This window comes from Peribacillus sp. FSL M8-0224 (assembly GCF_038003055.1).
Taxonomy (GTDB): Bacteria; Bacillota; Bacilli; order Bacillales; family DSM-1321; genus Peribacillus; species Peribacillus frigoritolerans.
Genome location: NZ_JBBOOJ010000001.1, coordinates 2987889 through 3000682 on the forward strand (window position 1 = coordinate 2987889; position 12794 = coordinate 3000682).

A 12794-nucleotide genomic window follows, 5' to 3' on the forward strand; every position below is an offset into this window, starting at 1 on the left:
CGCGAGATGCATAGTAAACAGTATTCATTAGTTTACCATACTGCAGCCTTGTATTCCATCGATGAAGTCCCCTCCCATTCTCATTAAAAAAAGGTTACTAGTTAATTCTCCACGCTGTGGTAAATCTCCTTTTTGATCATGAACCCCTTTTTCATTATTTTCATGATCCATACAGATACAAAATAGCCCTGATGTTAGCGCTTTCAACACTTTTGAGCATTTAAAAAAAGTTTACAGACCAAATAAGGTATGTAAACTTTTTTTATATTTACTTTATCAATTGCGTCAAATGCCCAAAAAATTGTGGATACGATACATCGATGGCATCAGGGTCGGCAAGTTCCACTTCCCCATCCGTTATCAAAGCCGCTACAGCAAGCATCATCCCGATACGATGATCCCCATGGCTTGTAACCGTACCTCCATTCAGGGCTTTACGGCCTTTGATGATCAATCCGTCTGCTGTCGGGGTTATATCTGCCCCCAGGATGGAAAGCTCATTTGCAACAGTATCAATTCGATTCGTCTCTTTCACTTTTAATTCTGCTGCATCCTTGATTGTCGTTACCCCTTCTGCCTGTGTCGCCAGAAGTGCAATTACCGGTATTTCATCGATGAGACGGGGAATTAAATCACCGCTGATGGTCGTTCCTTTTAATCGGGAGCTTCTGACCGTGATGTCACCTGCAGGTTCGCCCTCGCTCGTCTTCTTCTCTATCGTGATATCAGCCCCCATCGATTTCATGACTTCGATGATTCCAGTCCTTGTCGAATTAAGGCCCACATTCTTTAATACCACTTCACTATTTTCCGTAATCGCTGCAGCCACCATGAAGAAAGCTGCCGAAGAAATATCACCCGGCACATGGATGGCCGTCCCTTTGAAGACTTGATTTCCGCTTACTTTAATCGTTTGGCCGTCTTTTTCGATTTTCCCGCCAAACTCCTGGATCATTCGTTCTGTATGATCACGGGTCTCTTCCGGTTCGATAATGATCGTTTCACCTTCTGCCTGTAAACCAGCCAAGATTATCGCAGATTTCACCTGTGCACTCGCTACAGGCAATTCGTAGCGAAATCCTTGTAATTTGCCTCCTCTTATGGCGAGGGGAGTATATTCTGCTCCTTTTCGGCCATCAATGGCTGCTCCCATCTGACGAAGAGGGTTGACTACCCGGGTCATTGGACGTTTGGCTATCGATTCGTCACCTGCCAAAACGGCTGAAAAATCCTGTCCTGCCAATATGCCCATCATTAACCTGATCGTGGTACCAGAATTTCCGACATCCAGTACTGATTCAGGTTCCTTTAATCCATTAAAACCTTTGCCTTCAATTTTGACGTGCTGGCCATCTTGTTCAATATGGACTCCAAGCTGCTTAAAACAGGAAATCGTACTTAAACAATCAGCTCCTGGAAGAAAATTAGTTACTGTCGTTTCCCCTTCGGCAAGGGCTCCAAACATTATCGAACGATGGGAGATCGACTTATCTCCAGGTATGGCAATCGAACCACGCAATGTTTGGATGTTCGTTTGTAATTTTTTAGTATTCATAAAACCATCCTTCCCTATATTATTATGCCAGGATCGTTTCATAATCTGTATGTCTTGAAATACACTCCGCAGCTTTTATCCGATCAACATCCGTTTGGAAACTGATGACCAGCACACCGTATATCTCTTCCCTGGTTTCAATGATCCTTATGTTTGTAATGCTGATACCTTCTTGTGCCAAATATCCGGTAATCTCAGAAATTATTCCGGCATAATCCGGTATATCGATATATAAATCATAAAACGCTGGTATGGCGCCTTTCGCATGTGTCGGCAAATCATCCCTGAAAATCTTGGCATCGGTAAAGAATCGAAGGATTTCTTCACTATCTTCATTCGCAACCAGACCTTTTATATGCTCCATTTCATTCAGCCAATCATTCATTAATTCAAGCAGCACATCCCGGTTATGTAACAAAATGTCACGCCACATTTCCGGACTGCTTGAGGCGATTCTGGTAATATCCCGGAATCCACCTGCTGCGAGCCTTGAAATCAACTTGTTTTCCTTACTATAATTTTCTGCTTGCTTAACGAGCCCCGATGCGACAATATGCGGAAAATGACTAATGACCCCAGTCAGCTTATCATGTGTGGCAGGACTAACAATAAGAAAGTTAGCTCTTGTCCCCTGCAGCCACCCTTTCAGCTGCTCAACCTTTTCTTGTTTGATGGAATCCCCCGGAGTAAGCAAATAAAATGCATGTTCGAATAAATGTAATTTGGCTGCCGCAGCGCCGCTCTTATGGGAACCAGCCATAGGGTGCCCCCCGATGAAGGCCACCCCTTTATCTATCAATGGTTTCGCTGCTTTAACGACTGTATCCTTCGTACTTCCTGCGTCAGATATGAGGACATCACTTTTTAAATCCATATCAGTCAATTGAGCTAAAATCTTTACGGTTTCATTGACAGGCACAGCAAGTAGAATCAAATCAGCTTCACATGCTCCCGCTTCCAAAGATGATACAGAATCATCAATGATCCCCAATAGCATCGATAGTTGAATATTCTTTTCACTTAGGTCCATACCAACAATAACGGCTTCAGGATGCGCATGGCGTACAGCCATGGCCAATGATCCGCCTATTAGACCTAAACCTATTACAAAAACCTTACCCTTCACTCTTCTCTCCCCCGCATCTTTTATGCTCCTCTAGGTTTGATGAAACGTTAAAGCAGCGAATCAGAAGGTGCCTCAACTTCATTCAAAAAAGCTTTAATAGCATGGATCATTCCTTCATTTTCTTCCGTAGAACCAATCGTTACCCTTAGGCTGTTAGGAAAACCGAAAGATTTCCCCGACCTTGCGATGAAGCCGCGCTCAAGCAAATATTGAAATACCACATCGGCATCCTGTTTAAAATGGATAAAGATGAAATTACCTTGTGACGGGTAATAAGCCAAATTTTCCTTATTGCAGAATTCATAGTACTGTTTTAACCCTTTTTGATTTTCTTCCTTGCATTTTTCAATGAAGGCCTGATCTTCCAAAGCGACGATAGCAATATTCTGTGCAAATGTGTTCACATTGAATGGTTCCCGGGATGGATCTAATTTCTGGATGATATCCTCATCCGCCAAACCGTACCCTACCCTAAAACTGGCAAGTCCATAAATTTTCGAGAAAGTCCGGAGTATGATCAAATTTTTATATTTATTAATCCATTGATTCGTTCTCGGGTAATCCTCAGCGGTTGCATATTCACAATAAGCTTCATCCAAAACGATAAGAACATCTTCCGGCACTTTTTCGATGAACGATAATAAGTCCTGTTCCGAAATGTATTTACCTGTTGGATTATTTGGTGTACAAAGCCAGACAACCGCTGTTTCATCATCTATTACTTTAAGCATTCCTTCTAGATCATGAGCACCGTCAATATGAGGAACTTCCCTGATTTCCGCTCCTTCTAGCGTGGCGTTATGGCGATACTGCGAAAAAGTGCCTGTTGCCATGACCGTATTCTTTCCAGCTCCCAATAGACTCCTGGAGATGATTTGAATGTTCTCATCAGATCCATTTCCAAAAATAAGCTGAGTTTCTTTCACACCTGTATGTTTCGCAACAGCTTCCCTTAGCATCGTTGCATATCCATCTGGATAGATGGCAAACGAATGGGTTGAATTCCTAACGGATTCCTTGACCTTTTCCGAACAGCCAAAGGGATTTTCATTTGAAGCTAATTTCGTGATTTTTTCCAACCCGTATAATTTTTTCACTTCATCAGTGGATTTTCCCGGTTGATAAGACTTCAAGGAAAGGACCGCTTCATTCCATTTCATGTCAATCACCTCTATATTTTTATCACTTTAAAGTAAGAAAGTGTGAGAATAGTATATCATATTCATAGATTTGTAATCATCTTATATCCGCTTTGTCAAGTCTGGCCGTAATACGGTAGCCCCTGCCTGGTAAACATGCTGTATCTCTTTTTGAGATTTTGTCGTATTTACGTGGATCATGACCCGGATGCAAAATGGCAAGGAATTGCTCACCGGTATTTCTTTCATGCATGTAACCGGTACATAAGTCCAGCCTTCGAATTTCCTCAAGGCTTTGGCAGGGAAGACAGAACGAATCTCTTCCGTAGCAGAAAAAAATACAGAAGCTACCATATCGGGATCAATTTCATTGACCTGAATGATCTCGGCCATCAACTTTTCGACAGCAGAAATCACTTCCATTTCTGTGTCTCTTTCTACTGTAGTGGCACCCCTTATTCCTCTTATCACACATAGTCCCCCTTCTCCTGAACTCTAAATCATCTCCGTCATTTCCTCTATCAGCTCAGAGTCGTCTATATCCATTAATAGCGGTGACCCCACTTCGTTTAGCAGGACAAAGGTAGCTGCATCATTGACCGATTTTTTGTCTGTTTTCATTAATTCAAGCAGCATTGCATGTTCAAGTCGGGTTGGAATGGTTATTTGATAACCTAAAGAAGAAACCCAGTCAATAAACTCATCTAGTTTAAAATCGAGATCCACTTTCTTTCTGCTTAATTTAAGTGCATATACCATCCCGATTAAAATCGATTCCCCATGCGTAAAGTTTCCGTATCCCATTGAACCTTCCACTGCATGTCCAAGCGTATGACCAAAATTCAAAAAGGCACGAATGCCGTTTTCTTTCTCATCCTCTTCGACAATTTTAGCTTTAATGCCAATCCCTTTTGTAATCATGGTAAGGAATTGCTCATCCGTTATATCATTCAAATCAACAATATTCGACTTTAACCATAGATAAAGCTCATTATCTGCTATCAAGGAATGTTTAATGACTTCTGCAAAACCTGACCTTAATTCTTTAAGTGGCAGAGTCTTTAAAAATTCCAGATCATAAATGACCGCTTCAGGCTGATGAAAGGCCCCAATCATATTTTTCCCTAGCGGGTGATTGATGGCAACCTTGCCGCCCACTGCACTATCGTGGGCAAGCAAAGTCGTCGGAACCTGTATAAATGGAATCCCTCTCATAAAAGTAGCTGCAACGAATCCAGCCAAGTCACCGACTGCACCGCCGCCAAGGGCGATGATCAATGACTTGCGATTAATCTGTTGGGATAAGCAGAAGCTTTGGCATTCATAAAACACATCGAATGTTTTAGCATGCTCCCCTTCTGGCACTACATGATGCAAGATCGGTTTTCCCGTCTTGAGCAGGGCATCCTTCACGGTCTGCAAATGAAGTGCCGCCACTTTCTCATCAGTTATGATCAGAATCTTGTTTAGATGATTCAGTTCATGTGTTATTAATTCGGGCAATTCATTGATTGCCTTCTTGCCAATTAAAACCGGGTATTGCTTGGAAGCCGTTTTAATTTGGATGGATTCCATGATTTAAAACCCCTTTACTTCTTCCCGATATGATCTTATGTACTCTGCTAATTGCTCATAACGATCTGAAGGGAATTGATCAACGATGGCAGCCGCCAGTTCCCATGCCACTACCGCCTCAGCTACCACTGCTGCTGCAGGGACCGCACAACTATCGGAACGCTCGACACTTGCTTCAAACACTTCCTTCGTATCGATATCAACACTTTTCAAAGGTTTATATAAAGTGGGGATCGGCTTCATCACACCGCGTACAACTATCGGCATTCCAGTTGTCATACCGCCTTCAAAACCGCCAAGGCGATTGGTTTTCCGGTAATAACCCTGTTCTTCATCCCATGCGATTTCATCATGGACATCACTGCCGAATAGATGGGCCGCTTCAAATCCTAGACCTATTTCCACACCTTTGAATGCATTGATGCTCATTATCGCTGCGGCTAGTTTTGCATCAAGCTTACGGTCATAATGCACATAACTTCCCACTCCCACCGGCATTCCTTCTACAATGACTTCGACGATTCCGCCGATGGAATCACCTTTTTGTTTCGCTTCATCAATTGCATCCTTCATCTGCTGCTCAACGTTTTTGTCGAAACATCTAACGGAAGATTCTTCTGTTACTTGTTGCAATTGCTGGATCGTTTCGTATTTTGGCGGTTCTGCCTTCACTCCGCCAATTTCCAAAACATGCGATGCCACTTCAATCCCCAATAAAGACAATAGTTTTTTTGCGACAGAACCTGCTGCCACCCTTACTGTCGTTTCACGGGCTGAAGATCGTTCCAGAACATTTCTCAAATCGCGGTGCCCATATTTAATCCCGCCGTTCAAGTCGGCATGACCAGGACGAGGCCGGGTGATTTTACGTTTAATTTCTTCAGCTTCCTCTTCTGAAAGCCCTTCACTTCCCATAATCTTTGTCCAATGTTTCCAATCATCGTTCTCGACCACCAAAGCAACCGGTGAACCGAGAGTGTAGCCATGTCTGATTCCTGAAGAAATAAAAGCCTGATCTTTCTCGATCTGCATCCTTCTTCCACGTCCATGCCCTTTTTGCCGGCGTCCCAATTCTTGATTGATATCCTCATTCGAAATCGGCATTCCCGCCGGTAATCCTTCAATGATAGTAGTCAGTTGCGGACCATGTGATTCTCCCGCTGTTAAATATCTCATCTTCCAGCCCCCTTTTAGCACTTTAAAGTGTATATGTATCAATATACCACAATTTTATGAAATGTGGGTATATGTAAAACGTAAAAACCATATTGTTTGAATTTAATCACTTTTCATTCTATTTTACAAGTACTTAAACATTTTCGATATAGTTTAATCTTTCAAATCAGAATTCTGTTGGATTTACTATTACTCGACAAACGAAAAGGACTGAACGCCCATGAGCAGAATCAGTCCCTTTTTTAAAATTATTTACTTTTTCTTATAAAAAAATGTGTCGATCGTTTCAAATTGATATTTTCCAGGGGTGAATATTTGCTCTGTACTTCCTACAAAAAAAACCCCGCCGCTCCTTAATGATGCACTGAATTTTTCATATAACAAATTTTTCGCTTCTTCCGTGAAATAAATTAGCACATTGCGGCAAATGATTAAATCGAACCCTTGTTCAAATCGATCAGCGAGAAGGTTTTGCTTTTTAAATGTTACCCTTCTCTTGATTTCTTCATCGACACGATAAAAATCCGCTTTTTTTTCAAAGTATTTCCTTTTGATTTCTTCAGGCACTTCATTTAAGGAACGCTCAGGATACATCCCCAATTTCGCTCGCGCCAACACATTTTCATCCAGATCCGTCGCCAATATCTCTATCCGGCTAAGTGGAACCAGATTGGATAAAATCATGGCAAGCGTGTATGGTTCCTCACCAGTTGAACAGGCCGCGCTCCAAATCTTCAACTTTTTTTTGCTTGCTAATAACCCAGGAAGGATTTTCCGCTCCAACACTTCCCATCTTTTCGCATTTCGATAAAATTCGGAAACATTGATTGTCATTCTATCCAGAAACTCATTTAAAACTTCGGAGTTGGTTTGAATGTCTTTATAGTATTCACGAAATGAATGATATCCTCTTTTTTCATATAGAGATGTCAGTCGCCTTTTCATTTGCCCTTCCTTATATAATGCCAAATCAATGCCTGTCAACGTCTTGATATTGCGAATAAACTCTTCATATTCTTGAGGCATTCCTACGACTCCCCTGCACATAATTATTTTAAGTGGTCCTTCCCTTTATATATCGGAGAGTGCCATATTTTCTTTAAACTGCAATAATTCCTTACCATGCCGGGAAGCTTAAAAAGCAATGCAAAAAAAACGGGTTCCATCGCATAATGCCGATGGAACCCGCTTCCTATATAGTGATGAGTACTAATTAATAAACCCACTCGTTTACAAGTTTAGAATACTCAACAAGTTCTTCTTCTTTGAAGAATAAACCGATTTCACGTACAGCGCTTTCAGCTGAATCAGATCCGTGAATGATGTTTTTGCCGACAGTTACGGCAAAATCGCCACGAATTGTTGCTGCTGCTGCATCTTTAGGGTTAGTAGCACCCATCATTTGACGTGCTGTAGCGATTACATTTTCGCCTTCCCAAACCATTGCGAAGACAGGACCTGAAGTAATGAAGTCCACTAATTCGCCAAAGAAAGGACGTTCTTTGTGCTCGCCATAATGTTGCTCAGCCAATTCTTGAGAAATGACCATTAATTTTGCTCCTGCAAGAAGGAAGCCTTTCTTTTCGAAACGGGAAACGATTTCACCGATTAAATTGCGTTGAACGCCGTCAGGCTTTACCATTAAAAATGTTCTTTCCATGAATGTCACTCCTAATATGTATCATTGTTATTTGCCTATATAAGGCAATACTTTTAGAATATTACCATTGTTTGATGAGTTTCGCAACTCCCATTATCAAAACTTTCTTTTTCCGATATTTTTCGCGATATCCGATAAAGTTTTTCTAGCTTTAATGGCAGGAAGACCTTTCAACTCAGTAAAAGCTTTTTCTAAATACATATCACTGATCCTCGCTGCCTGTTCAATGGCACCGGAAGTTTTTATCGCATTGATTATATGGGACATTTCATCTTTTGGCGTATCTTCCCGAACAGTTTCGATAAGCTTTTTTAACTTTGGATCCTCCATAGCGATCAAAACGGGTAAAGTGATATTACCTTGAATCAAATCACTCCCCGCCGGTTTACCAAGTTCTTCTTCCGACGCCGTAAAATCCAATATATCATCGGTGATTTGATAGGACATACCGACATAATATCCGAATTTAAATAGCTTTTCGTGAATTCCCTCGTCAACACCTGCTGAAATGGCTCCCAACTGGCAGCTGGATGCAATGAGCAATGCCGTTTTCCGTTTGATCCGTCTAAAATATATCCGCCAATTCTGTTCGAAATTATACTTATCTTTAATTTGTTCAATTTCCCCAAGACATAGTTCAACCATGGTATCAGCGAGAATTTGATGCGCAAGCGGAGACTCGATGACCGCCATCATTTCCAGAGCACGAGCAAAAATGAAGTCGCCTGTGTACATGGCGACACGATTATCCCATTTCGACTTGATGGTAGCCGACCCCCTGCGTAAATCCGCATCATCCACAACATCATCATGTACAAGGGAAGCCGTATGGATCAGTTCCAAAGTCGCTGCGACATGCTTTACGACATGAATATCATAGTTGCCAAACTTCGCACCCAATAGGACGAATACCGGACGGATCCGTTTTCCACCGGATTGCAGTAAATGCAGGGAAGCTTCCCTTAAAACCGTGGAATCCGCTTCAATTGCGGCTTCCAGTTCTTTTTCTATTAATTGCAAATCTGCATTCAAAAATGAATACATCATTTTAAATTTCATACATTCCACCCAGCTTTGTCCATTGCTATTCTGCTTATTTTGAAGGCTTGTACCCGAAATGTGTTGCTGCTACCCCACCGAAATGGGCTTTATAACTGACATTTTCCATTCCTGCCTGCTTAAACATGTTTTCAAGCTTTTTCATGCCTGGGAAATCTCGAGCCGATTCCTGCAGCCATGAGTATTCACTATAGCTTTTTGCGAATAATTTGCCGAACATGGGCATGATGAAACGGAAATAAAAATAATAGCCCTGTTTAAAGCCTAGCATCGTTGGCTGTGACGTATCCAGGCAAACGACCATACCACCTGGCTTCGCTACACGGTTTAACTCTTTAAGCACTTTCATGTAATCAGGGACATTCCGCAGCCCAAAACCGATCGTGACATAGTCAAAGCTATTATCCTCAAAAGGAAGTTCCATTGCATTCCCATGCATTAGGGAAACTTGATCCAGATTGAGTTCCTTCACCTTTTGTTCGCCGATTTTCAGCATGTTTTTACTAAAATCCAGACCAACAACCTTTCCTTCTGGTCCTACTTCATTAGCAAGGGCAATGGTCCAGTCCGCTGTTCCACAGCATACATCCAGTGCATGGGCGCCTTTTGGGACATTCATGATGGCCATTGTAGCCTTCCGCCATTTAAGATGCTGTTTAAAGCTGATGAGGGAATTCATCTTGTCATAATTTCCGTAAATCTTTTCAAAGACATGATGAACTTTTTGCTCTTTAGACTGCTCCATGATTCACCCTTCTTTCACATATGAATTTGCCATACTCTCTGTTTGTTCCAAAATGGCCTTCACTCTTTCCAGTAGTTCATCATCCAACTTTGCCAGCTTCCGCATCGAGCGCTCTACGGATTGCCGGGCATCCCTCAGGCACTTGTCGAATCGGGTGCGTACCTGTTCTTCCTTTTCCGAAATGGGAACATCCCCACCGGTCGAGTCATCAAAAGGCATTTCCCTTAGGACATCAAAAACTATTGATTCCCCCGACTTCATATAACTGCTCTTCTCGGCATGCAACCGTTTTAAAAGCAGCAGGTCTTCCGATACTTCTATCCAGGCAGGCTCATTATAGTAATCCGCCAGTTTCTGAATCAGCGAAGCCTCTATCGCTTTTACCGTCATTAAAAGCGTTGGTACATCATGAATCGATCCTTGTTGGTATAGAATGATTTTATTATCATTTATTTTTTTTATCGCGCTTGAAAGGATACGGATCATATCAACATTACCTACACTGGCAAGCCCTTGATAATATAAGCCGCTATAGTAATCACCGGCAAGCACTTGTAATTGACGATTTTTCAATACCTCGGGCGACTCGATTCCTTCACCCGAATTCGAGACGATTTCATGGGTATCCAGAGCTATTTGCACTAACATGGTTGAAATGATGTATTGATTCCGTTTTTCGCTTGTAACGTCCAAATCGTTAAACAATCCCCAAAGCAACATCAGTTTATCTTCGTCCAAGCTTGGCTTTTGTATATACTTCAACAAATATGGATGTTGAGCTTTCGTTTCTATTAATCGTTTTAATTGCCTTATGTCGTCCGTAATGTTTAACAATTGAGATCACCCTTGCATCCCCGAAAGATAATTTTTTTCATACATATTGGTTTCTGTCTGTGTAAAATACACATTATTATACCATAAAAACAATCAGATGAAATGGTCAACGTTTATAAAATGAAACTTCCAAAAACAAGGAAATTATCGACTTTTGCTCTTCAAAAAAATGGATGCGGGAAATTTACAGCTTGTTAAACGCGATATCAGGTGATTGATTTATAATGAACCAAGCATTGAGAAACGATCATTTGTCAGGTGAATTCTTTTTGGAATCACTTTCTATCTCTCCGAATGGAGTATAGACCTTTGCATGGCCCCTGATTTTAATTGCCGAGGTATGCTCCGTGAATTGTGCGATCATCACCTCTCCTGAGTCCAGTTTTTCGGAGTGATGAAACTTGGTGTCCGTTCCCCTTGTCAACCCGATGACATTCACACTATCCTCAATGGCTTTGATTACGACAAAATCATTCAGAATCTTTTTATCATTCATTTTTTCCTGCCCCCATATCCTTAGTCTTTAATGAATGCCAGTACTTCAGCTCTCGTACGGTGATCCTTCGCAAACGTTCCCCTTACAGCTGAAGTCACTGTTTTAGATCCGGGTTTTTTTACGCCTCGCATGGTCATGCACATATGTTCAGCCTCTACTACAACCATTACACCATGAGGCTCGAGCTTTTCCATTATCGAGTCTGCAACTGTAGAAGTGATGCGCTCTTGAAGCTGCGGCCGCTTCGATACAGCCTCAACCGCCCGTGCCAATTTGCTTAAACCAGTCACTTTTCCGTTCTTCGGAATATATGCTACATGGGCTTTCCCGTAAAAAGGGACTAAATGATGTTCACATACCGAGTAAAACGGAATATCCTTTACAAGTACGAGTTCTTCATGGTCCTCCCCAAAAACAGTATCGAAATATTCCTTTGGATCCTGATTAAGTCCAGAAAAAATTTCTTCATACATTCTGGCTACACGAGCAGGAGTATCCAGCAGTCCTTCCCTCGTTGGGTCTTCCCCTACAGCCTCGAGAAGCATTTTAACCGCTTCTTCTAATTTGGCATGATCAACATTAGCCATTTTTTGTACCTCCTAAAAAATCAATAATATTATGTATTCAGATAAAAAAACCAAAGCGCGTTGCACCCGGAAATCCATAATTGCAATTATTAAAGCTACCGATTATCCATAGATTGAATTCCTTTAAAGGCAGTTTCGCCGGAAGCGGTTTCGGATGGTTATTTTCTTGTGACAGATTTACCATCTGAAGCGTTTCTAAAATATTCACTGTCTTTTATATTATCACAGATGGAAATTAAGAAGCAAAAAAAGGACCGCGTTTTCACGCGGCCCTTTTCGGTTAAGCACCCGTATGTAATGGTAGAATTACTTCACTGCATCTTTCAGCGCTTTACCGGGTTTGAAAGCTGGCACTTTGCTAGCTGCAATTTCGATTTCGTCACCAGTTTGTGGGTTACGGCCTTTACGAGCCGCACGTTCACGAACTTCAAAGTTACCAAAACCAATCAATTGGACTTTATCACCGTTTTTTAGAGCTTCTAAGATTGTATCAAAAACAGCATCAACAGCTTTTGTAGCGTCTTTCTTAGATATTTCAGTTGCTGTAACAACTTCATTAATTAATTCTGTTTTGTTCATGCCATTCACCTCCTCCCAAAAGGAATCTTTATAAAAAATCATTATTACAACACTATAATAGTGATTTGATATTAGCTTCGGTCAAAAAATTTTCACTCCCTGACAATCAGGGATTACCAAGCCGGTTTAATTTCCAAATTATTCATCCAGAAATGTATAAATAGGTTGAAATCGCTGTTATAACGCGTTTTCTGTATGTAGATTATCACAAATCCTATAAGCTTAGCAAGGGAATTCAAAAAATAATGGGAATCTTTTCATTA

At 41.4% G+C, this 12794-nt stretch carries 14 protein-coding genes; all 14 read right to left on the reverse strand.

Annotated elements, in window-relative coordinates; genetic code table 11:
* Positions 1-268: 268 nt before the first annotated feature.
* Entirely contained in the window at positions 269-1555 is a 1287-nt protein-coding gene (gene aroA, locus MKX49_RS14235) for a 3-phosphoshikimate 1-carboxyvinyltransferase (protein ID WP_252267000.1), read from the reverse strand.
* A 22-nt stretch (positions 1556-1577) separates the two neighbouring features.
* Positions 1578-2681: a prephenate dehydrogenase gene (locus MKX49_RS14240; protein WP_340876836.1), complete on the reverse strand. Its 1104-nt coding sequence runs from the start codon at positions 2679-2681 to the stop codon at positions 1578-1580.
* 47 nt (positions 2682-2728) lie between these two features.
* Complete coding sequence (gene hisC / locus MKX49_RS14245; RefSeq protein WP_289350370.1) at positions 2729-3841, reverse strand: histidinol-phosphate transaminase; 1113 nt, start codon at positions 3839-3841, stop codon at positions 2729-2731.
* 81 nt (positions 3842-3922) lie between these two features.
* Positions 3923-4291 carry a chorismate mutase gene (gene aroH, locus MKX49_RS14250; protein WP_048681675.1) on the reverse strand — a complete coding sequence of 123 codons (369 nt, stop codon included), beginning with the start codon at positions 4289-4291 and terminating at the stop codon, positions 3923-3925.
* A gap of 24 nt (positions 4292-4315) precedes the next feature.
* Entirely contained in the window at positions 4316-5395 is a 1080-nt protein-coding gene (gene aroB / locus MKX49_RS14255; protein WP_340876838.1) for a 3-dehydroquinate synthase, read from the reverse strand.
* Between the two features lie 3 nt (positions 5396-5398).
* Complete coding sequence (gene aroC / locus MKX49_RS14260; protein WP_034308003.1) at positions 5399-6571, reverse strand: chorismate synthase; 1173 nt, start codon at positions 6569-6571, stop codon at positions 5399-5401.
* A gap of 252 nt (positions 6572-6823) precedes the next feature.
* A complete protein-coding gene (locus tag MKX49_RS14265; protein ID WP_340876840.1) occupies positions 6824-7597 on the reverse strand; it encodes a CheR family methyltransferase in 774 nt (257 codons plus the stop codon).
* 187 nt (positions 7598-7784) lie between these two features.
* Entirely contained in the window at positions 7785-8231 is a 447-nt protein-coding gene (gene ndk / locus MKX49_RS14270; RefSeq protein ID WP_034308008.1) for a nucleoside-diphosphate kinase, read from the reverse strand.
* 96 nt (positions 8232-8327) lie between these two features.
* A complete protein-coding gene (hepT, locus tag MKX49_RS14275; protein ID WP_048681687.1) occupies positions 8328-9290 on the reverse strand; it encodes a heptaprenyl diphosphate synthase component II in 963 nt (320 codons plus the stop codon).
* A 34-nt stretch (positions 9291-9324) separates the two neighbouring features.
* Positions 9325-10035, reverse strand: coding sequence for a demethylmenaquinone methyltransferase (locus tag MKX49_RS14280; RefSeq protein ID WP_034308012.1), 711 nt, complete (start codon positions 10033-10035; stop codon positions 9325-9327).
* A gap of 3 nt (positions 10036-10038) precedes the next feature.
* Complete coding sequence (locus tag MKX49_RS14285) at positions 10039-10869, reverse strand: heptaprenyl diphosphate synthase component 1 (protein WP_340876842.1); 831 nt, start codon at positions 10867-10869, stop codon at positions 10039-10041.
* 247 nt (positions 10870-11116) lie between these two features.
* Positions 11117-11365 carry a trp RNA-binding attenuation protein MtrB gene (gene mtrB, locus MKX49_RS14290; RefSeq protein WP_034308017.1) on the reverse strand — a complete coding sequence of 83 codons (249 nt, stop codon included), beginning with the start codon at positions 11363-11365 and terminating at the stop codon, positions 11117-11119.
* 20 nt (positions 11366-11385) lie between these two features.
* Complete coding sequence (folE, locus tag MKX49_RS14295) at positions 11386-11952, reverse strand: GTP cyclohydrolase I FolE (RefSeq protein ID WP_034308020.1); 567 nt, start codon at positions 11950-11952, stop codon at positions 11386-11388.
* Positions 11953-12258: 306 nt separating this feature from the next.
* Entirely contained in the window at positions 12259-12531 is a 273-nt protein-coding gene (locus MKX49_RS14300) for an HU family DNA-binding protein (RefSeq protein ID WP_034308023.1), read from the reverse strand.
* Positions 12532-12794: the final 263 nt, after the last annotated feature.